21 protein-coding genes are annotated in these 19,719 nt (G+C 60.4%); 7 read left to right on the top strand and 14 right to left on the bottom strand.

What is annotated here, in order from left to right; translation table 11 throughout:
• Window positions 1–38 precede the first annotated feature (38 nt).
• The 13 genes from ATY75_RS26105 to ATY75_RS26170 all read right to left on the bottom strand — a co-directional run bounded on the left by ATY75_RS26105 (window position 39) and on the right by ATY75_RS26170 (window position 13,910).
• The gene (locus tag ATY75_RS26105; RefSeq protein ID WP_088939779.1) at window positions 39–977 is read right to left on the bottom strand and encodes a sialate O-acetylesterase; all 939 of its coding nucleotides are present in this window, start codon (window positions 975–977) and stop codon (window positions 39–41) included.
• Between the two features lie 533 nt (window positions 978–1,510).
• Complete coding sequence (locus tag ATY75_RS26115) at window positions 1,511–1,849, bottom strand: hypothetical protein (RefSeq protein WP_064839243.1); 339 nt, start codon at window positions 1,847–1,849, stop codon at window positions 1,511–1,513.
• 7 nt (window positions 1,850–1,856) lie between these two features.
• Complete coding sequence (locus ATY75_RS26120; RefSeq protein WP_088939780.1) at window positions 1,857–2,417, bottom strand: hypothetical protein; 561 nt, start codon at window positions 2,415–2,417, stop codon at window positions 1,857–1,859.
• Window positions 2,418–2,420: 3 nt separating this feature from the next.
• Window positions 2,421–4,775 (bottom strand): SpoIIE family protein phosphatase, encoded by a 2,355-nt coding sequence (locus ATY75_RS26125; RefSeq protein WP_088939781.1) that lies wholly within the window; start codon window positions 4,773–4,775, stop codon window positions 2,421–2,423.
• Window positions 4,775–5,947 carry a methyltransferase domain-containing protein gene (locus ATY75_RS26130; RefSeq protein WP_088939782.1) on the bottom strand — a complete coding sequence of 391 codons (1,173 nt, stop codon included), beginning with the start codon at window positions 5,945–5,947 and terminating at the stop codon, window positions 4,775–4,777. Before ATY75_RS26130 ends, ATY75_RS26125 begins: the two co-directional genes overlap by 1 nt.
• Complete coding sequence (locus ATY75_RS26135) at window positions 5,944–6,435, bottom strand: hypothetical protein (RefSeq protein WP_088939783.1); 492 nt, start codon at window positions 6,433–6,435, stop codon at window positions 5,944–5,946. Before ATY75_RS26135 ends, ATY75_RS26130 begins: the two co-directional genes overlap by 4 nt.
• Window positions 6,436–6,503: 68 nt before the next feature.
• Window positions 6,504–8,156, bottom strand: coding sequence for an EAL domain-containing protein (locus ATY75_RS26140; RefSeq protein ID WP_088939784.1), 1,653 nt, complete (start codon window positions 8,154–8,156; stop codon window positions 6,504–6,506).
• Window positions 8,157–8,352: 196 nt separating this feature from the next.
• Window positions 8,353–9,186: a sugar phosphate isomerase/epimerase gene (locus tag ATY75_RS26145; protein ID WP_190241426.1), complete on the bottom strand. Its 834-nt coding sequence runs from the start codon at window positions 9,184–9,186 to the stop codon at window positions 8,353–8,355.
• Entirely contained in the window at window positions 9,183–10,388 is a 1,206-nt protein-coding gene (locus ATY75_RS26150; protein WP_088939786.1) for an FAD-dependent oxidoreductase, read from the bottom strand. The genes ATY75_RS26145 and ATY75_RS26150 overlap by 4 nt, the downstream gene beginning before the upstream one ends.
• 59 nt (window positions 10,389–10,447) lie before the next feature.
• The gene (locus ATY75_RS26155) at window positions 10,448–11,392 is read right to left on the bottom strand and encodes a substrate-binding domain-containing protein (protein WP_088939787.1); all 945 of its coding nucleotides are present in this window, start codon (window positions 11,390–11,392) and stop codon (window positions 10,448–10,450) included.
• Window positions 11,393–11,456: 64 nt separating this feature from the next.
• A complete protein-coding gene (locus ATY75_RS26160; RefSeq protein ID WP_064839226.1) occupies window positions 11,457–11,768 on the bottom strand; it encodes a MocE family 2Fe-2S type ferredoxin in 312 nt (103 codons plus the stop codon).
• Window positions 11,765–12,799, bottom strand: a complete 1,035-nt coding sequence (locus ATY75_RS26165) for a sterol desaturase family protein (RefSeq protein WP_088939788.1) — start codon at window positions 12,797–12,799, stop codon at window positions 11,765–11,767. The genes ATY75_RS26160 and ATY75_RS26165 overlap by 4 nt, the downstream gene beginning before the upstream one ends.
• Before the next feature lie 109 nt (window positions 12,800–12,908).
• The gene (locus ATY75_RS26170; protein WP_088939789.1) at window positions 12,909–13,910 is read right to left on the bottom strand and encodes a LacI family DNA-binding transcriptional regulator; all 1,002 of its coding nucleotides are present in this window, start codon (window positions 13,908–13,910) and stop codon (window positions 12,909–12,911) included.
• A gap of 241 nt (window positions 13,911–14,151) precedes the next feature.
• On the opposite strand from ATY75_RS26170, the gene ATY75_RS26175 reads away from it, so the two are divergent.
• The 4 genes from ATY75_RS26175 (at window position 14,152) to ATY75_RS26195 (ending at window position 16,240) form a co-directional block, all read left to right on the top strand.
• A complete protein-coding gene (locus ATY75_RS26175) occupies window positions 14,152–14,844 on the top strand; it encodes a type 1 glutamine amidotransferase domain-containing protein (protein ID WP_088939790.1) in 693 nt (230 codons plus the stop codon).
• 139 nt (window positions 14,845–14,983) lie between these two features.
• Window positions 14,984–15,427, top strand: coding sequence for an SRPBCC family protein (locus tag ATY75_RS26180; protein WP_088939791.1), 444 nt, complete (start codon window positions 14,984–14,986; stop codon window positions 15,425–15,427).
• 401 nt (window positions 15,428–15,828) lie between these two features.
• Complete coding sequence (locus ATY75_RS26190) at window positions 15,829–16,029, top strand: hypothetical protein (protein WP_064839216.1); 201 nt, start codon at window positions 15,829–15,831, stop codon at window positions 16,027–16,029.
• Window position 16,030: 1 nt separating this feature from the next.
• Window positions 16,031–16,240, top strand: a complete 210-nt coding sequence (locus ATY75_RS26195) for a hypothetical protein (protein WP_088939792.1) — start codon at window positions 16,031–16,033, stop codon at window positions 16,238–16,240.
• A gap of 72 nt (window positions 16,241–16,312) precedes the next feature.
• Here ATY75_RS26195 and ATY75_RS26200 read toward each other — a convergent pair whose 3' ends face one another.
• A complete protein-coding gene (locus tag ATY75_RS26200) occupies window positions 16,313–17,203 on the bottom strand; it encodes an SDR family oxidoreductase (protein WP_088939793.1) in 891 nt (296 codons plus the stop codon).
• A gap of 90 nt (window positions 17,204–17,293) precedes the next feature.
• Between ATY75_RS26200 and ATY75_RS26205 the strand changes: the two genes are divergently transcribed.
• Genes ATY75_RS26205 through ATY75_RS26215 form a run of 3 tightly spaced genes read left to right on the top strand, consistent with a single transcriptional unit; the run spans window position 17,294 to window position 19,526 of the window.
• The gene (locus ATY75_RS26205) at window positions 17,294–18,118 is read left to right on the top strand and encodes a helix-turn-helix transcriptional regulator (RefSeq protein WP_088939794.1); all 825 of its coding nucleotides are present in this window, start codon (window positions 17,294–17,296) and stop codon (window positions 18,116–18,118) included.
• Window positions 18,119–18,154: 36 nt separating this feature from the next.
• Window positions 18,155–18,388 (top strand): hypothetical protein, encoded by a 234-nt coding sequence (locus tag ATY75_RS26210; protein ID WP_088939795.1) that lies wholly within the window; start codon window positions 18,155–18,157, stop codon window positions 18,386–18,388.
• A gap of 4 nt (window positions 18,389–18,392) precedes the next feature.
• Window positions 18,393–19,526: a hypothetical protein gene (locus tag ATY75_RS26215; protein ID WP_245317634.1), complete on the top strand. Its 1,134-nt coding sequence runs from the start codon at window positions 18,393–18,395 to the stop codon at window positions 19,524–19,526.
• Window positions 19,527–19,719: the final 193 nt, after the last annotated feature.

The raw sequence follows: 19,719 nt of genomic DNA on the forward strand, positions 1-19,719 counted from the left end.
GGCCGATCTGGCGGGCGCGAAAACCGGTTCGGGGCAGGCTATCGCGAGGTTGCCAGGTGGCGATCGCCGCGCAGAAGGTTCAGCCAAGCCCGCGACAATTTCTCCGCGCCATTGCCCCCGATATGGCAATCGTCGTAGCGGTCGTCGCCATCGAGCAGCGCGTCGGAATTTACGCCCTCTTGAATACCGTGGCCGCTTTTTGACAGAGCCAGTTGCGCCCGTACGATCGCATTGTCTGCAATATGCTCCTTGAAGCCGCCGTTGCTCGGTTCGAGGCATTTCGATGCGATCGAAATGTAAACGGGTGCCTCGACGCCGTGCTGACGCAATGTGTCGACCATCGACAGGAAATATTCCCGATAGGCCTCCGCAGTCGTGCCGATAACGAGGTCTTTCTCTCCTTGCACCCAGAGGACGCTCGTTACCCGATAGCCGGAGTCCCGAAGCTGTTTCATGGTTTCGACCAGCACGGAATTGAGGTCGCCGCCTGCCGCCCAACGGGCGACCTCGGATCCGGAATATGCGAGCGGTGCGAGGATGACGCTGTCATTTTGTCCCGACGCGATCAATTCGTTCCCGAGAAGCGTCCAGTACTCTCCCTTGGTATCGGTCGATCCAAGAAGCGGCGACGCCGCGATGAAGCACCGTTCGTCAAAAGCGTTTACGACGCGAGCGCCATAATTTGACCGGTGCCGTTGTCCACCGTCGTTGGCAGCGTTCGACTGGCCAAGAAGCAGCAAGACAGCCGTTCGATCCGTTTGAGCCGGGCAGGCGACAGGCGTTTTTGATTCATCCCCGATGAGTCGCTCCTTGTCGTCGAAAGTATACCGGCTTGGAGCCGCTGCCTTCTCTGCGACAACCATTTTCCTCAGCGCCGAAAGCTGCGGCCAGGGAAAGACCTCATGTCTCGCGCTCACGCCGCCGACAAAATACAATGCGATCAAGGCGGCCAGGCCGACTGCTACCGTTTTGCGCATGTCGCTACCCTTGGAACATCGTCCGATGAGCCTGTGGACCGATCAGGGCTGGCAGCCATGAACGTTCCTTTACACCAGCCACATCTGCTTGCTCGGGCATGCTCTTTGAACAAAGAGTTCGTCGCGAAGATCGAGCCCCAACCGGCGACATTCTCGGGTGAGGTCGCCGGAAACTTGCTCTAAACTATAGTCCGGACCAGTGATTGCAATCATCCGGTTGGGTGAGGGATCGTGCCGGCGATGCAGCATGCCGTTCCATGGAAAAGCTCCCGATCCACCGAAAGGCGATCACAGATTGGGGCGGCGAGGATAACGTGGCAGCGGAGCACCGGTTAGCATCCGAGATGCGGCATGCCTCGTGCGCCGGCGAGGTTTGGTGAGAGGCCGACCCCACTCTCCGTCATCCCAGGCCCTTGAGCCGAGGATCCATGCCACGACGCCGGCGGGCGCCATGTGGATGCCGGCTCAAAGGCCGAGCATGACAGCGGGCACAAGCAGCTATTCACGCCGCAGAGCCGAAGAGGCTCCTCAACTCACGCCAGGCGCAAATCGAGAAGCGGATGCAGCTTCTTCAGGTTTGGAAGGGATTTGGCTTGCCAGGGGTATTGATGCGTGCCTTTGACGACGAGCAGCAGGTCACCCATTTTTCTGGCTTCGATGGTCAATTTGGCCAGGAGATTTATGCCGGAGGAATTGAGGAATTCGAGGCCCGTCAGATTGAACGTCACCTGTTTGTGCCCGTCGTGGAGAAGGGCTGAGATCAACGAGTAGATCGGCGCATAGGCGTCCGGTCCTGCCAGACGGAAGACGCCGTCGAAATAGACTTCGTTTTGTTCCGCCCATACACGGAAGTTTTCGTCGCTGATTTCCATTCTTCGCTCACGGATTGGAGGAGGGCGGCATCGCCACGGCTGCAGTCGTCGTCAGTGTGATATGTTCACCATTATTTTCGTCGAATGCCCATGCCATTTTTGCGTCGTAGTCGCTGAGAAGGGTCAGCAAACCCAAGCCCGAACCGCTTGCAGACGATATGGCGTTGGTTTCGATTTGCTCAAGGAGAAGTTCCCCGGGATCTTTCGATTGCAGGCGATGCAGCAGTTGCTGAAAGCGCGAGGCTGTCGCGCCGTCGATGGTGTTCTGCACTCGTATCAGGAAGCTGCCTTCGGATATGCCGGCTTCAATGAGGATCTCGCCGGGCTGGCGAAACTTGACGGCGTTTTCGATCAGCTCGTTGCTGAGGTAGCCGATATCGTGGTGCGCCTGCATGTAGTCTTTTCTCGACCGTGAAAAGGGCAGGGCCATGACTTCGGCGATGAAGTCGGCCGTCATTCCCGAATGCTTCCATCCAAGCTGAAGCGGTCCATCGGTCAGGGTGAGGCGGGTGCCCGAATCCAGGCTTATATCTGTCAGAGATTCGATCCCGAATACCGTTGGCCTCATGTCTCACCTATGCCGTACTGCGAGAAGCGTGATATCGTCGTAAATCTTCTGTGATCCAATAAAGACCATGAGCGTCGCGACAATTTCGGCAACGATTTTCTCGGCGCTCAGATCCTTCAGGCGAACTGCTTCGCAGCACAGGCGTTCCATGCCAAATAGTTCTCCGGCATCATTTTCGGCTTCGGTTACCCCGTCGGTATGCAAGAGGATAAGGTCGCCTTTGTCGAAGGCGATCTGACGGGTTTTGATGAAGGCTGAGATATCGGCCTCCAGCCCGATCGGTATGCCCAGATCCATGGTGTCTATGCGTTCGACCTCGCCGTTTGCCCTGACGATGACAACTTCCTCGTGTTGTCCCGACAGGATCATCTCTTTTCCGTCGTAGTCAAGAAACGCCAGAGTGAGGTGCTTATCGATTTTTGTCCTGACGATATTCTTAAACAGGGCGCTGTTCAGATTTGTCAGAAATTGCACGGCATCGGTGTTGCCGGCTTCCTGCAGGGCGCGGGCGACGGACTGAACCATCAACATCAGCACGCCGCTTTCCAGCCCGTGCCCGGTGACGTCGCCGATGCCGATCTTCAACCGGCTGCCGTTCTTCAATACGTCGTAATAATCGCCGCCGACTTCTTCCGCAGGTCTCATATAGGCCGCGATCTCGAGCGCCTGATAGTCCTCGAGTTCCTGATCGAGCGGAAGAACCATCAGCTGGATTCGCTCGGCGACGGCGAGCTCCGTTCCAAGGCGCCTGTTTTCCCGCTGCAGCTGCGCGTTCAGCGTCGAAATCTCTTCCTTCGCATCTTCGATCTGAGCGGTTCGCTCTTCAACCAGCTGCTCGAGATTTTCGGTGTGATAGCTGATCTCTTCGGCCATGCGATTGAACGCTTCACCGGCCTCGCCGACTTCATCCTTGCTCGATATGGCCACCCTGACCGAATAATCCTTCGTCTGAATGCGTTTGGCAGCACCGGCAAGAGCGCTGATTCCGCTGGTTATTCGTTTCGAGGCGGCAAATACCGCGATCGTCACGATCAGCAGCGACATCAGGATCGCCAGAATTTGGTAGAGCACGATCCGGTTCGTCGCGTCTGAGATTTTGGCTTGGGCCGCATAGAGCGAGGCATCGATTTCTCGCTCGGGTACAACCACCCCAAGCAGCATCGCCTCCTGCCGAACCGGGCCGCTGATCCAGAGATTGGTCGCGGGCAGTTTCTTGACGATGACGATATAGGGGACCTCGTTGCCGTCCTGCTGCAACAGCAAATGCTGAATGCCCTGTTCGCGGTCCAGGGCCAGCTTGGCGATCGCAGGCTGGGTGCTTCCCTTCAGCGAGCGCTCCAGGCCGGTCACGCCGGTTCCGCTCGCACCGCTGGCCGAACGCAGGCCGAGAGTTTTTTCGCCCGTGCTGTTGATCGCGACGACATTGCCGTCGGACATGGCCAGAAACCCAAAGCCGGATTGCGCCACTTTGACATTTTCAACCGTCTGCGCCAGCTGATCGAGCGTGATATCGGCGCCGGCCGTTCCGGCGACATCCTTCCGATCGGCTGTCCAGAGCGGATGAAAGAAGCTGACGATCAGCTTGCCGGTAATGGCATCCGTATAGGGCGCTGTCTGGGTGATATCGCCGGCGACCGGCCGCGTCTTCATATCCTTGGCCCAACCCTGCCAGGATTCGTAGAGTCCGGGGAAAAAGAAATCCCAGAAATTGGCCTCGTTGTGGCCCGGATAAAGGCGGTCGAAGGTCTGGGCCTGGTCGGTATAGGGCGCCGTTCGGAAGATCGGCCGTTCTTTCGAGCCGATGTAATACATCTGCAGCTTCGAAGCGCCGTGCTGCAGCAGGCTCGGCGCAACAAGGTCCAGAACCGCGCTTGTGCGGATATCGTTCTCGACGTCGGGTCTCGGCTTCTGGTCTTGTCCGAGCAGGTAACCCCAGACGCTGACGACCGAGACGGAGCCCGGAGCGTTCTGAGACCACTTTCCCTGCTGATCGTAAGAAAGACTGACGCTGCCGGGAGATGTGCGGGCGATTGCTGCGCCGACATCCGAGTTGCGCGCGGGATCGTCGATCTGTGCCTGCAGCACGCCTGCCAGCGTACTCACGTCGCTATGAACCTGCCGCAGCAGCAGACTGACCTGTGCGGCGGTCGAATCGGCATAGGTGCGGATATATTCCTGGCTTGCCGCTTCGAGACCCTGACCGACCTCCAGCGTTGCGTCGCGCGATAGCCTCTGAACGTTCCAAAGCGCCAGCCCGCCGCTGACCAGCAGGTCGAACAGCACAGCTCCGCCGACGACCAGGATGAATTTCGTCCGAAAGCCTATTCCTGCCGGGGTCTTCGGTGATCTCGCGTCCATCACAGCGGCTTTCGCCCGGAAGCTGCCCAGATCGGCCAGCCTGCATAACCCTTGGGATGAAGGGCGGCAAAGACGTGATCCTTGAACCCTTGCCGGAACCTGCGGATAAAATCCACGGAGTCGCCGCGCCGCACCGCCATCTCGCCGGCATAGACGTTCTCCCAGGCTTCGATGATGTCGGCAAAGTCCTGAGGATCCCCGTCGAGGTTCGTCACCATGAAGCAATCGACCTTGATGCTGTCGAATCCTGCGTCGGCGAGGAGATGGCGGCTTTTCGGCCCCATCTCGACATCCATGTCGAAGTGCCTGAACAGTTTGGCGACCTCCTCATACGTCCATTTTATCGTCTCCGCATGCGGCTCGCCCAGGCAATGCGAATTTTTTTCATTGGTGATGTAGACACGGCCGCCGGGCTTGCAGATGCGGTAAAGCTCCCGCAGCAGCATCTCGGGACGGTTGAAAATCTGCAGCGAATGCCGGCAGGTGACAAAGTCGAACTGATTGTCGCGAAGAAGCATCTGGGAGGCGTCGCCATAGGTGTACTCTATCCCCTGCAGGTCGAAGTCGGCGGCGACCCTGCGCGCATAGTCGAGGCTGCGCACCGAATGATCCAGCGCGACAAGCCGTTCCGGTTTGAATTCCCGTTGGACCAGGGCGGCGAAATCCCCAATTCCGCAACAGATATCCGCCATGACAAGACCGTTGCGCAGACCGTGGCGCGGCAGCAGTTCGCGTTCGTGCCTCCACGTCATCTTCGTCTGCGTGCGCAGAATGGGAATGAAACTCTCATCCTCGACAAAGCTCTGGCCCGGATAAAATGCCGAATCGTAGACTTCAACCGACAGGTTCGGTTGCGAGGCCGCCAGGGTCTGGAACAGCGAAGTCGACCAGGCGACGACACTCGAAGTAATAATGACAATCTTCCGCTCCGGCCTGGTTCGGCAGTGTGCCGTCAGAATATCGGATAGGGCCGAGAAAGCCGTCATGTTGATGTGCGTCAGGCGTTTGACGTTCAGATAAACGATGCCGCTGTATTTTTCCAAACTTTGCCGCACCAGTTTGAGGGCATCGGCAATCTCGTTTGCACTTTCCGGCCGCAGCTTGCCGGACAGCAGCAGCTCCTGATTTGTCGGATCAAAATGGACGGTGAAGGGCAGGGGAAGCATGTTCATTGGAAATCCTCGGCAGAGGGGAAGTCCGCGATGATTTGAAGCCCTTGGGCGCCGTTCTTCTCAATGCGGATAGCGGCGCGGAATATGGTCGCCAGATCGCTGAGCAAAATCGCCCCATCGGGCTTCAGCTCGGATCCGGCGCTTTGGGGAGACTGGCGTTCACCCGACCTCAAACCGGTGCTCTCGCGATCCTCGCGGGCAAAGGCAATTCTCAGCCGGTTGAGTGTCGCGCTCCGATAGAGACTGAAACTGATCCGCCCCGGCTCGCCGGTCGAACGGAAAGCAAGTTCGATGAGCTCGTTGGCCGCGACGGAAAGAAAATTCGAATATCGAGCCGGATCGCTGTGACCCTGGCCAAGGATGTCAGAAAGATATTCGGTAATCCTGTCGCAGAACTGCCATTGAGATTTGAACATCGCAACATTCAGTTCCAGCGACACCATCGGCGCCAATGCATGGTCATCGAAGCCGGATGCGTCCTCTTCCAATACAGCCTCCATCAGTTCGTCTGGAGCGTCAGATGCTCTCAGCAAGCACGGCGAAAAACGGTCGTTTGCTATACCAGCGCGTGGCTCACGGATGTCTCGGCCCGGGTGATGAACTCTCCGATCGCCTCGACCGGAAGCGGCCTGCTGACCAGGTAGCCCTGAAGCCTGTCGCAGCCCACGCTGTGCAGCCATTCCGCCTGGGCCGGCGTCTCGACCCCCTCGGCCGTCACCTGCATGTCGAGGCCATGTGCGAGGTTGACGACGCAGCGGACGATCGTCTGGCTTTTCGCATCGCTTTCCAGATCGGTGATGAAGTATTTGTCGATTTTGATCGTGTCGAATGGGAATGTCTTGAGATAGCTGAGCGAAGAATATTCGGTCCCGAAATCATCCAGCGAGATCCGTATCCCCAGCACGTTGAGCGTATTCAACGTGTCGATGTTGTTGACGGTGCGCTCGAGCAGGACGCTTTCGGTGATCTCCAGCTCCAGACGCTCAGGCGGCAGCCCGACCATGTCCAGTGTCTGCGATATGCGATCCGTGAGGCCGCTCGTCAGGAATTCCGCCGCCGAGACGTTAACGGCGACGATGTAATTCTCAGGCCACTTCATTGCCTCGCGGCATGCCTGTTCCAAAACCCACGCGCCGATGTCAGGCATCATTCCGTCAGCCTCGGCCATCGGAATGAATGCCGCCGGTGGAATTTTTCCAAGCAGCGGGTGGTGCCATCTCAGCAACGCTTCGAAGCCGACGATGCGGCCGCCTTCGGCAAGGGGTTGGTACTCGACGAAGAATTGCTGTTGGTCCAAAGCCATGCGGAGGCTGCGGCGCAGCAATTCGCGTTGCTCCAGCAGTTCAAGCATTGCGGGATCGAAGGCTTTTGCCCGGCCGCGCCCCTCTTGTTTGGCGGCATAAAGCGCGAGGTCGGACGCCTTCATCAGCGCCTCGGGACTTGTCCCGTCCGGAGGAGCTGTCGATATGCCGATGCTGGTGCCGACAAAGACCGCGATGCCATCGATCGTGAACGGCTTTTTGAATGCGGCAACCAAAGCGTCCGCCAACCGGTGCGCTTTGGCCGGATGTCCCGCGCCCACGGAAATGACCGTGAATTCGTCGCCGGCCAGTCGATAGGCTCTGTCATCGCTGGTCAGGCAGTCTTGAATGCGCCTTGCGGCAAATTGAAGAAGCTTGTCACCGGCCGGATGCCCAAGCGTGTCGTTGACCGGCTTGAAATCGTCAAGGTCTAGCTGCATCAGAGACAGGGTCTCGTTCGAGCCCGCGGTCTCCTGCAGCAGCACAGCAAGGTCGTCGCTGAACTGGCGTCGGTTCGGCAGTCCCGTCAGCGGATCGTGGGTCGCCAGATGCAAAAGGGTCGCACGTTCGTCGTCAACGAGTTCCTCGGAGCGAACCACGGCAAACAGCTCTCCGATCCGATAGATCGTCAGCCCGTGCGACCCGGGCCCGCCCAGATCGCCCGATATTCGCAACGGCTGGGCACTGTCATCCAGTGAGCGGAAAGCGAGCGTAATCGCCGATTTGTCCAGCTGTGGAAAATGTTCCCAAAGTGAGACTGCCGGTTTGACGGATGCAGGCAGCTCATTGCCCAGCAAATTCTCGACGGGATTGAAGTCGCGGTCAAAGAACAAAAGCCGGTCGATCGAACTCGAAGCTTCTGCCTGTGTTTGTCCGAGGGCCGAGCTGGCCGCACGAATTTTCCGCATCTTCGGGCCTCTCCAATCGAATGTCCTAACCAGATATCGTAGCAAATCAGCTGGCGCACAACTTGTGCACGTCAAGATTTACATTAGGCATGCCTGATTAACAATCCCAAACCTCTCCCGATACGCTTGCGATCTAGGGCGCATTACACTGATCCAAAAGGGGGAATTGCACGATTGGGGCGCTGAGATAAGAGGCTCAGGCTGTGGCAGTCCACAGCTCATGCACCATCTGCCGAAGCGCCAGCGCTTCCGCCCATCGGTCCGTCTGGTCGTTGCCGTCTCTGCCCGTGATCGCATAGGGTTTGGGACCCAGCTCGCAGGTAAAAACAAGCGCGGCGTCCTCGGCGGCGCGTGATCGCCAGTGGCGGAAGCCATGCTCCCACCACTCGAGGAAGAGATCGACCCACGGCCGGTGATGCGGAAAGGAGATCTCGATCTGCACCTGCTCGCGCGAGGCAATCCGGCCGTGAAAGGCCTGGGCATTCTGCAGGATGCGCCGAATCAGAGCATGGTTCTCCTCATCGACCGGAAAGGCGAATTCGCGGCCGACCAGGAAATGCGAGAGGTCGGCCAGCAGCGGGAGTTCCGGGCGCTGGTCCAGAAGATCCAGCGTAAAGAACAGGTCCGCTGTCATCCTGTCGCGATGCGTTTCGATGAACACGGGAATGCCGGCATCTTCAGCGAGCCGCATCCAGCCATCGAGAAGCGGCAGGCAGGCATCGATGCGGCGCGGGCGGATATCGGGTTGCAGGTTGATGTGGCTGACCGGAAACTCCGCTGCCAGTTCCAGCGGCAGGCGTAGATCCTCGACGCAGCGAGGAAAGCAGACCGCCTCGATCTTCAAGCCGGTGGCCTGGATTACCTCGTTGAGGGCAACGACATCCAGGCGGTTGGTGTAATGCGCGCTGATGCCGTCGAAGCCGGCTTCGGAGATCATCGCGATGTTCTCTTCGAGTGTGCGCTCGAGCCCATCCGTGTGTCGGCGCTCCATGGCCCAGAGCGACTGGAAGACCAGCAGCTTCTGCATCACGCGGCCCTTGCGCTCTTCAGCAAGGTTTTGAGGTTCACACGAGGGTCTGCCAGTTCCGTGAGGCTGGGGCTGATGCCTGCGGCAATCAGCATCTCGGCGAGCTTGATGTCCCTGGCCAGGCCATTGCCGATGCCAAGGCCCGCCGCCGCCACAAGGCGCCCGTCATCGAGATAAAATTCCAATTCGCCCTCCGCGGCCGAGCGCAGGACGATCTGATGGGCGGGCTGCGGCAGTCCCGCCACCTGCAGGCCAAGATCGTACTGGTCGGACCAGAACCAGGGGAGGGCGCCGAAGGTCTCGGCGGCTCCGGCCATGTTTCGCGCCGCGGTCTCGGCCTGCGTCCTGGCGTTCCGCCAGCTTTCATAGCGGATATGTCCGCCGCCGGGCTGGGCCACCGCGGCGCAATCGCCTGCGGCGAAGACGTTCGGTGCGCTGGTGCGAAGACCGGCGTCCGTCAGAATGCCGTTGCCGGTCGCCAGTCCGGCTGCTTCCGCCAAAGCGATATCAGGCAGGACTCCGATGGCGCTGACGACGAGATCGGCATGCACCAGCCTGTCATCGGTCAGGGTGACCCCGTCGTCGCCGATCGCCGCCACGCCCCGATCGAGGTGAAAGCGCACACCTTCGGCAGCATGTCTGGCGTGCAGCTTTTCGGCAAAGCGGGAAGGGACAGCGCGGCCCAAAGGTTTCGGTGCGGCTTCGATCACGTCGACCGAAACGTCTTTTCGGTGAAGGACCGATGCAAGTTCCATCCCGATCAGACCGGCGCCGATGATCGCCACGCTCCGGCCCGGCACGACACGCGCGAAGATCGCTTCGGCATCGGCGTGGGTGCGAAGGTCGAGTGCGCGCGCCGCGCCGGGACATGTGAGCCGTCTCGGCCGCGCGCCGGTGGCCAGAAGCAGCTTGTCGTAGTGCAGCACCCGTCCGTCGCTCAACCCAACTGTGCCGGCACCGGCATCGAGCTTCGAAGCCGACAGGCCCTGGAGATAGGTGATGCCGGCCGCATCAAGCGCTTCTGCCGCGCAGATCAGCTTCATCTGCACCGCGCCGTCGACGGTCTTCGACAAAGGCGGCCGTTCATAGGGCAGGTGGGGCTCGGCGCCGACCAGCGTGACCGCTCCGAAATAGCCCGCCTCGCGCAGGGCAAAGGCTGCCCGGGTGCCGGATTCGCCGGCACCGATGATGACCATACCGTCCATGTTTTCTCCGTGAAAAAGGCGGCCGGCGCTCGTGAGGAGGAGACGCCGGCCGGGGAGGATCAGTTCTTTTTGGCGTATTCGGTCATGTTCTTCGGTGTGACCAGTTCGAACGGCACCCAGACCTCCTTGTCGACGCTGTTGCCGTGTGCGAGTGCGACGGCCGCGTCGACGGCGCTTGCCGCCTGTTGCTTGGCGTTCTGGAACACCGTCACATCGAGATCGCCTGCGGCCATGGCAGCGAGCGCGTCCTGCGTTGCATCGATGCCGACGACGATCACATCGTCCATCGACACGCCGGATGCCTTGAGCGCCTGAATAGCGCCGAGCGCCATTTCGTCATTATTGGCGAAGATCACGTCGATCGGGCGACCCGCCGTCAGCCAGTTGGTGGTCAGATCCATGGCGTTGGTGCGCGTCCAGGCGGCGGTCTGCTCGTCGGCGATGGTCACGCCCTTGCAGTCGCCTGCCGCCAGCGTTGCCTTGACCGACGAGGTGCGGTCGCGCGATGCCTGATGCGCCAGATCGCCCATCAGGATATAGGCCTGCGCGTCGTTCGCCTTGCCGTTTTTCTTCAACAGATCGCAGGCGGCCTCGGCGCCGAGCCTTCCGGAGTCGGTTTCCTTCGAACCCACATAGGCCTGCTTTTCCGGCAGCTTGTCGATATTTTCCGGCTCGAGGTTGAGGTAGACCAGCGGGATGCCTGCCTTCCGGGCTGCCTCGCTGATGCCGGTGGCGGCCGAGGTATCGGCGAGCGTCATGATGATCGCGTCCACCCCGGAAGCGATGAAATTGTCCACCTGGCTGCGCTGTTTGGAAACGTCGGTCTGCGCGTCCTCGATCTGAAGATTGACGCCGGTGAGCTTCGATGCCCTTGCCTGAAGCCCCTCGCGCAGCAGCGTCTGAAAATTATTGTCGAAACTCTGCATGGACACGCCGATCGTCTCGGCCGAGGCAGCAGTCGTCGTCAGGGCGGCCAGGACGGCCGCCACACAGATTGATTTCATCTTATCCTCCCAAGGGCGCCGGGCCGCCCGATTCATTCCGGACCAGGCCTGCTATGTCGCGGGCTCAGGTCAGAGCGACGCGAACCTCTCCATCGACCACTTCGGCCTTATAGGTTTTCAGGCTCTCGCAGGCCGGAAGCCTGAGGGCCTCGCCGGTGCGATAGTCGAAGGCGCCGGAATGTTTTGGACATTCCACCTCGAAATCCATCACCAATCCGTCGGCGAGATGGATCGCTTCGTGGGTGCAGAGCCCGGCGGTGCAGTAGACGCTGTCATCCGGACCACGATAGATCGCATAGGTGCGCCCGCCATGGTCGAAGCGGATGGCGCCTTCCTGTTCGATGTCGTCGAGTTTGCCAGCTGAAACCCAGGTCATTCGGCCGCTCCTCCGACTTCCAGGCGGGCCTTGCGGGCAGTCAGTTTTTCCTTGCGCCTGCGGTAGCGCTCCTGCATCTGCGCCTCGCCTTCGGGGGAGCCGTCGTGCCAGGTGCCGAACCATTTATCGAGCGGGATCAGCGCGTCGCCGTAGTTCACCTCGAAATATTTGTGGTGGAGGTAATGCGCATAGGCGTGGCTATCGACCAGTTTATCCTGGCTGATCTCGACCTTGTCGAAGCCGACATGGCCCGGGATCGCCCCGAAACCCGCATAATGCAGCTGGTAGAGCATGATGATCGGGTTGGAGGGCAGGACCAGATGATAGAACGCGGTGCCGAAATAGAGCAGGTGTTCGATCGGATGCATCGACAGGGACGACCAGGGCGACGGATTGACCGAATTGTGGTGGACCGAGTGCACCCATTTGTAGAGCAGCGGCGTGTGGATCAGCCGGTGTATGCAGAAGAAATGGAACTCGTGAATGATCGGCACCACGAGCGCGACGAGCGCCAGCGTCCATGGATTTTCCGCAAAACTCAGCCACGGCGCGTAGCCATTGGCATAGGCCCAGAGCATGCCGACCTCGACGGTGGTCCAGATTGTCACGCCTGACAGGAAGGTGCGCAGGATGTTGTCGAGGTTCTGGCTCTCGAACCAGAAGGCGTTGCTCTTGTGGTCGGCCGGGAACTTGCCATTGTACTTGAAGCGGTTCTCCTGCCGCTTCAACACGTAGAGATGCAGTTCGAAGGCGCCGTAAAACAGGAAAACCGCGATGGCGTTGACCGCATAGAGCCAGGCGATCCAGCCGATGCTGAGCGCGCGCATTGTGTCGACCGGCGGAATGATCCAGGCCCAATAAGCGACGGCGGAGGCGGCAAAAATCGCATTCCAGGGAAAGAAGTAATGCGGCAGCCATTTCAGGACCGCCATCAGCCGCGGCGGAAATGCAAACAGCGGGGCCGTTTCGGCAGGTTGGTTCGGCGCCCAGTCGCCACGCTTGTTGCGCTTGCCGAATTTCAGATCGTCCATTGGCGTCTCCTCCGGACGCCGGGATGTTTCCGCGTCGCCCACTATCTCTGCTGAGTGGAAATTAGCAGGGACGCCGGTGAATGCCGAAGCCTTCCTTGATCTGATTAGATCAAAGCGCCTCCTTGGTGATGGTAACGAAACGGATCGGTGCCTGGTCCGGTTTGATCTCGGTCAGGCCGATTTTGTTCAGCACGAGATCGAGCGCGCGCCGCGCCTGCGCCTCCGGCGCCTGATCCAGCACCACATCCATGACGCCGTCCTGCAAGGCGCTGCGCGTATAATCGGTGAGTTCGTGGCCGACGAAGAAGATGCCGCGTTCGCGCGCATGCCGGCGCAGCACATTGATCAGCGCGGAATTGCCGCCGCCGGCATTGTAGAGGCCGGCAAGGTCCGGATACATTCGCAAGGCCGAGGACAGCAGTTCAGCGCCGAGATGCTCGTCGTCGAGACCGAACCCCAGCTGCTGAAAGCTGCTGGGGCCAGGGTGTTCGAGAAAATAGTCCGAAAAACCGCGGATGCGATCGCGGTGCACCTGATAGATCGGATGGCAGATCGCAAAGACGGGACCGGTCCGGCTTGCCATTCGGCTGAGGAAGAGCGCTGCCGTCCGGCCGGCGGCATAATTGTCGATGCCGACGAATTCGCCTGTCCGTTCCGAGGCGCGAGTGACGACGTGGACCACCGGCAAGCCTTGGGCGCTGACCTTCTCGACGGCCGCGCCGATCACCGGATGGCTGGGCACCGCCAGAATCAGACCGGCGCGCCGCAGGCCGGCCGACGAGATGCGGCGCGCGATTTCTTCCGGCTTCATCTCTTCGGTAAAGCTGCGATGCACGATGACCAGCGGGTCGAGGGTCGCCGCGATCCTCTCGAATGCTGCGGAGAGCCGCTGATAGAAAGTCGTTTCAGGACGGACCATCAACACCTCTATGCGCAGGAGGCCGCGATGGGTGTCCGGTAGCTTGCGGGGATAATCCAGCGCGCGCGCGGCGATGATCACCTTCTCGACCAGCTCCGGGCGAACACCGCCGCGTCCGTTCAGGACCCGCTCGACCGTGGCAGTCCCGACGCCGGCATGGCGGGCGATATCCCGATAATTCGGCTTGTTCACTTTTCAGGTCCCTGGAATGGCCACCGCGATCGGATCGATCCTATGGACAATCCGTCCCTCTTCATACACCGGAGCCTCAGAACTTACAGAGGCTGGTCGGTGCAGAGTTTGAGCGACACTTGTATCGCGGGTCCAGTCGATCTATGATTTCTTCCAATTCAGCATGAGATTGCAGGCCGTATTTCACCGTTAAACCGGACGCGGGAGACTTTGTCCTCCGGCCGGCCAAAGGAGCTGGGCAATGAAAATCCTCATGGTTCTCACATCGCATGATCAGCTGGGAAATACCGGCAAGAAAACGGGCTTCTGGCTCGAGGAACTCGCCGCCCCCTATTTCGTCTTCCGTGACGCCGGGGCCGAGGTCACGCTGGCATCGCCCAAAGGCGGTCAGCCTCCGCTCGATCCGAAGAGCAACGAGCCGGCGTTTCAGACGGAGGACACGCGCCGGTTCGAACGCGACCCGGCGGCAACGGCGGCGCTCGTCAATACGCTGAAGCTATCTGACATCGACCAGGCCGATTATGACAGCGTGTTCTTTCCCGGCGGTCATGGCCCGCTCTGGGACCTGACAAACGACCGCAACGCCCACACGCTGATCGAGGAGACGCTTGCCGCGGGGAAACCGCTGGCCCTCGTCTGCCACGCGCCCGGGATACTGACCAAGGTCAAGGCGCCGGACGGCGGGCCGATCGCCAAGGGTCGGACGGTCACCGGATTTACCAATTCCGAGGAGGCGGCCGTGCAGCTCGTGGAGGTCGTGCCCTATCTGCTCGAGGACGTGCTGAAAGAGCAGGGGGCGAAGTTTTCGACGACGCAAGACTGGGCTGTGCATGTCGTCCAGGACGATCAGCTGATCACCGGACAGAACCCCGCCTCGTCGAAGCAGGCTGCCCGCCTGCTGCTGCATGCGCTGGGCAAGCAGGACGCGGCCTGACGCGGACAGGCATGCCGGGCTGACGGGCGATCCGGCTTCGAGCGATATTTCTTGAAGAAAAGATCGATCTCGTGTCGGATCGGTCAAACCTGATCCGTCCTTAGCTCGTCCATTCCGTCCATTCAAAAGGATCACGACCATGCCGAACACCATACGCCTGCATCGCGTTCTGGCGACAACCCCTGAGAAGGTCTACCGCGCCTTCATCGAGGCGGACGCGCTTGCCAAGTGGCTGCCGCCGAACGGTTTCCTTTGCACCGTGCATCACCTGGAGCCTGTTGTCGGCGGCACGTTCAGAATGTCGTTCCGCAACTTCACCACAGGCAACAGCCATGCCTTCGGCGGCGAATTCCGCGAACTCGTCCCGGGCGAACGCGTTCGCTACACCGACAAGTTCGAGGACCCCAATTTGCCGGGGGAAATGGAAGTCACCGTGACGCTGAAGAAGGTCTCGGTCGGTACCGAGGTGGATATCGTCCAGGCAGGTGTGCCCGACGTCATCCCGCCCGAGGCCTGTTACCTCGGCTGGCAGGAGTCGCTGAAAAACCTCGCGAAGGTGGTTGAACCCGATATCCAGGAATAAGGCTAGCACCGACGCCCGAGGCCCCCGCAAGGGGCCTCGAAGGCGATAGGGGTGCGCGGGCGCCTAAAGAATGCAAGGAGAAAACACTGGCGGGCGTGCCGCTCAATTGCTGCCGTCGTTGGGCCTGGCCTTGGCGCTGTCGTTGCTGCTGTCCGAAGCGGTTTTGCCGTCGGGCTGCTGACCGAAATAGGTGCCGCCGAGATGGCCGCCGGCGCTGGTGTTTCTGACCTGCTGTTCGGCGCGTTTCTGAATTTCATGTGACGTTGGTCTTGCTCATTTTCGGCTCCCTGTTTGAGGTTGCAACCTTCGAACAACCGACGGGCGGCGACACTGTTCCATATTTTTGCGGGAACACTTGCTGCCTTTTCCGGTTTTTCCAACTCAACCAAGGAGAAACGACGATGGGCATGACGACCCCCAAGGATGGCGCCCCCGGCACGACCGACCAATCTCCCCGCTGGGAAGGGCCGAAAGGAAATACACCGCGCGGTTACCTGAAAGCCAAGGACGATCCGGACAAGAACCGCGACGCGCACGGCGAAAACAACCGCGATCCCGAAACGAAGAATATCAGTGACGCAATGAAGCAGAAGGGCGAATGAGATGGCCAACCCGGAAAAAGACGCCGCCGGCCAGTTCGCCAAATCCCGGGCCGACAGGAAAAGTACCGGCGTTGCCAGTGCAAAACCGACAGTTATCACCGGCTCGGAGGATGCAACGGTGAACAAAGGCCTGCCCGGCAAGGAGAAGCCGGAGAAGGATTGGGACATCAACTACGATCCCGCCGATATGAATGAAGGCCGGATGCGGTAGATCGAAGTCGCCAGAGGCGTTCTCCAGTCCTGCTCCTTGCATTAGTCAACCACGGGCGCCGGCCTTGGAGTCTTATCCGCCGAAATAGGCCGGATGGTCGATATCGGCGAGGAGGTCGGGCTGAACTGGCTGCCAGCCGAGCATCGCGCGGGTGCGCTCGCTCGACGTTGGCACGTCGAAGCCCGCGAACATGGCGAACCAGCCGAAATGTTCCGCCGCTTCTTCGCGCGACTTCGAGACCACCGGAACATTGAGCCGCCGCCCGACCACCTCGGCGATCTCCCGGAACGGCACGCCCTCTTCGGCGACCGCCAGGAAAGGGCCGCCCACGGCGCCGCGCTCCAGCGCCAGCCGATAGAGGCGGGCGGCATCGAGCCGGTGCACCGCCGGCCAGCGGTTCTGCCCTTCGCCGATATAGGGCGAAACACCCGTTCGCCGGGCGAAATCGATCAGGATCGGCACGAAGCCGTGGTCGCCGTGGCCATGCACCGAAGGCGGGAGGCGGACCGTGGCAGCGCGCACGCCCCGCGCGGCAAGCGATATCGCGGTGATTTCGGAAGCGCGGGGATAGGTCTCGGAGGTCGGCATGGGCGGGTCCTCCTCGGTGCCGACGCGGCCCGGCGCATGGCCGAGGCCCGACGTGACCAGCAGCGGACGGCCGGATCCCTGCAGGGCTTCGCCGAGCGCCTCGATGGCGCGGCGGTCGAGGGCGCAGTTTTCGGCGAACTTCGAGAAATCATGATTGAATCCCGTATGGATGACGCCGTCGGCCTCGGCCGCGCCGCGCTTCAGGCTGTCCAGATCCTCCAGCGAGCCGCGATGGGCGACAGCGCCGGCGGCCGCCAGCTCTGACGCTCCCTTGTCCGAGCGGGTGAGGCCGAGCACCTGATGGCCGGCGACGATCAATTCGTTGACGACGGCCGAGCCGACCCAGCCGGTGGCTCCGCTGACGAATACGCGCATGTCGATATCTCCGTTCTGATGGAGACAGCTATCGGACAAAGCGCTATCATGGTAAAGTAGTGATCTTATCATGGTATAATGGCTAACAGGATGAGCGAATTCGTCACCTCCGAGAACCGGCTGGGCGCCTATCTCAAGGACCGCCGCGCCAAGCTCGATCCGGCCGCCCTCGGCTTTGCCGGGGAGCGCCGCCGCACCCCCGGCTTGCGCCGCGAGGAGGTGGCGGGCCGCGCCAATATCAGCCCGACCTGGTACACCTGGCTGGAGCAGGGGCGCGGCGGGGCGCCGTCATCGGATGTGCTCGACCGGATCGCGCGGGCGCTGATGCTGACCGATGTCGAGCGGGAGCATCTGTTCCTCATCGGCCTCGGTCGGCCGCCGGAGGTGCGCTATCGCAGGCAGGAAGGCGTAACGCCGCGCCTGCAGGGCGTGCTTGATGCGCTGGATCCGAGCCCGGCGCTGATCCGCAACGCCATCTGGGATGTGGTCGCCTGGAATCGCGCGGCGACCGTGCTGCTCACCGATTACGGCGCGCTTCCACCTGAAGAGCGCAACGTGCTGCGCTTCATCTTTCTCGATCCGCGCGTGCGCGCCGCCCAGTATGACTGGGAAAGCGTCGCCCGCTTCGTCGTCGCCGCCTTCCGGGTGGACGCGGCTCGCGCAGGTGCCGCCGCCGAGGTCGAGCCTCTGGTCGACGAACTCTGCCGCAAGAGCCCCGAATTCCTGGCGATGTGGCGCGACAACGACGTGCGTACCCACGGCGAGGGCGTCAAGCACATCAAGCACCCGGTGCTCGGGCTGCTGTCTTTCGAATATTCGGCGTTTCAGGTGAATGGCCGACCCGACCTCAGCATGGTGGTGTATAATCCGGCGACGGTAGAGGACGCGGAAAAGATCAGGCGGGTGTTGGGGTGAGAATCTATTCGGTGCTTTTCCTACTTGGCTCTATTCATGGCTATCGCCGACGGGAGTTTTTCACCTACTAGCTGTGCCCAGCGCTCAGATCGCCTCAATCCGGACAAATCTGCCGTCATGCTGTGGATCGACGCGCGCAAGGATTTCAGCCGCGCGGGTGGGGGATTTCATGAATTCTTATCGTACCGCGGCCGGGTCGTGGCTTCGGGGCAACCGTTCTATGATACCGAGATCTGCGACTATGCAAAGTTTGCTGGGAAGCCGGAGTAACCAGGTGAAAGGACTTTTCGCGGCATGTCTCTCCGTATTCGCTGCCGACGCCGGCAATGCCAGTGAAGTTCCTTTTACCGCCACCCGGAACGTTCCGGACTACACGGCATCGATGATCGTTCGGAACAGTTATAGCGAGCCGAAGGAGTATTCGCGCTCGGTTTTCCATCGCAAAGGGTGGACGCGGGTTGAGGACGTCAGAGGCGAAATCACTATCCTCAACTACGGAAACTTCTTCGATAACGTTCGGTTGGGGACGAGCAGGGTCGGCGACCAAGACTTTACCAGCGTCGACATTTCGAAGAGCAGGCGAAATCCACGCGTAAGCGTCGAAGAAGCGAAGGAAACGCGGGACGGCGACAGCCACGCTGGGGAAGCTTGCAAGTGGTGGCAGCTTATTCGCAACGACTCGGAAGAGGTGACCGGGCCGTTCCTATTCAGCTGCCTCACGGTGGACGGCATTCAGATTGCGGAAAAGGAACTGCTCCGCGACAGGAAGCCGATGAGTGAGATACAATTGATCAAACTCGAGCGTGCACCCGTTTCGCAGTCCGAGGTAAGCCCGCCGAAGAGGCTCTTCGACCCCTGGTTCTGGCTGAAGCCACTCAGGGATTATCCGGAGAACTCCCGAGCTATCGTCGATTTTGAAGTCAGGATGATCGGGGAATTGTCGGAGATGAGAATATTGAGGCACTATCCCTGGCGATTGGAAGAACGCCGCGCGGAGGATGGATCTCTGCATTTCATCGTTTGGAATGAGCTTGAAAATCAGGGAATCTCGGTCGCCTCTTCCGAGCGCGGGCATTTTCTTCAAGCGGAGCGTTCACCGCTTGATCCCAAGTGGCCAGGCAGCCGTTTCCGTGATGAGACAGACGACGTCGATTTGAAACAGAACGATACTGTGCTTGGCGAACCTTGCGCCTGGTTTGACCTAATGCCCAATACTGCGGATGCGGGCAGAAAGGAATGCCTGACACCGGATGGCGTGGCCCTGAAGATTGACATAACCTCCGGATGGACTCGTGGTGACAATTATACCGCCGTTGAGATCAAACGCCGCCCGGTCGAACTCAAAGAAATGATCCCGCCTACGGAATTGATCGATGCGTCCTCATGGGGATTTACCGTTAGCGATTAAAAGGGAAAGGCGTCGCCAGCGCACCCGCCTCGTCCTTCGAGGCTCCAGCCTTCGGCCTGCACACCTCAGAGCTTGTGAAGCTTTTGAATCTGGCGCGTTTTTGGCCGATCTTGGCTGGCCGATGCAGTCGAGCGTCAGGCGATTGCGCGCTGCGTTCGGATGGTCGCGTGTTGGTGTCTGGGTGGTGACAGTG

The sequence above is a fragment of the Rhizobium sp. N122 genome (genome assembly GCF_002211295.1).
Lineage (GTDB): Bacteria > Pseudomonadota > Alphaproteobacteria > Rhizobiales > Rhizobiaceae > Rhizobium.

Excerpts from the sequence above, each read along its gene's own strand:
- ATY75_RS26105 (WP_088939779.1), bottom strand. The coding sequence starts at position 977 with ATGCGCAAAACGGTAGCAGTCGGCCTGGCCGCCTTGATCGCATTGTAT.
- ATY75_RS26115 (WP_064839243.1), bottom strand. The coding sequence starts at position 1,849 with ATGGAAATCAGCGACGAAAACTTCCGTGTATGGGCGGAACAAAACGAA.
- ATY75_RS26120 (WP_088939780.1), bottom strand. The coding sequence starts at position 2,417 with ATGAGGCCAACGGTATTCGGGATCGAATCTCTGACAGATATAAGCCTG.
- ATY75_RS26125 (WP_088939781.1), bottom strand. The coding sequence starts at position 4,775 with ATGGACGCGAGATCACCGAAGACCCCGGCAGGAATAGGCTTTCGGACG.
- ATY75_RS26130 (WP_088939782.1), bottom strand. The coding sequence starts at position 5,947 with ATGAACATGCTTCCCCTGCCCTTCACCGTCCATTTTGATCCGACAAAT.
- ATY75_RS26140 (WP_088939784.1), bottom strand. The coding sequence starts at position 8,156 with ATGCGGAAAATTCGTGCGGCCAGCTCGGCCCTCGGACAAACACAGGCA.
- ATY75_RS26150 (WP_088939786.1), bottom strand. The coding sequence starts at position 10,388 with ATGGACGGTATGGTCATCATCGGTGCCGGCGAATCCGGCACCCGGGCA.
- ATY75_RS26155 (WP_088939787.1), bottom strand. The coding sequence starts at position 11,392 with ATGAAATCAATCTGTGTGGCGGCCGTCCTGGCCGCCCTGACGACGACT.
- ATY75_RS26160 (WP_064839226.1), bottom strand. The coding sequence starts at position 11,768 with ATGACCTGGGTTTCAGCTGGCAAACTCGACGACATCGAACAGGAAGGC.
- ATY75_RS26165 (WP_088939788.1), bottom strand. The coding sequence starts at position 12,799 with ATGGACGATCTGAAATTCGGCAAGCGCAACAAGCGTGGCGACTGGGCG.
- ATY75_RS26175 (WP_088939790.1), top strand. The coding sequence starts at position 14,152 with ATGAAAATCCTCATGGTTCTCACATCGCATGATCAGCTGGGAAATACC.
- ATY75_RS26180 (WP_088939791.1), top strand. The coding sequence starts at position 14,984 with ATGCCGAACACCATACGCCTGCATCGCGTTCTGGCGACAACCCCTGAG.
- ATY75_RS26190 (WP_064839216.1), top strand. The coding sequence starts at position 15,829 with ATGGGCATGACGACCCCCAAGGATGGCGCCCCCGGCACGACCGACCAA.
- ATY75_RS26195 (WP_088939792.1), top strand. The coding sequence starts at position 16,031 with ATGGCCAACCCGGAAAAAGACGCCGCCGGCCAGTTCGCCAAATCCCGG.
- ATY75_RS26200 (WP_088939793.1), bottom strand. The coding sequence starts at position 17,203 with ATGCGCGTATTCGTCAGCGGAGCCACCGGCTGGGTCGGCTCGGCCGTC.
- ATY75_RS26205 (WP_088939794.1), top strand. The coding sequence starts at position 17,294 with ATGAGCGAATTCGTCACCTCCGAGAACCGGCTGGGCGCCTATCTCAAG.
- ATY75_RS26210 (WP_088939795.1), top strand. The coding sequence starts at position 18,155 with ATGGCTATCGCCGACGGGAGTTTTTCACCTACTAGCTGTGCCCAGCGC.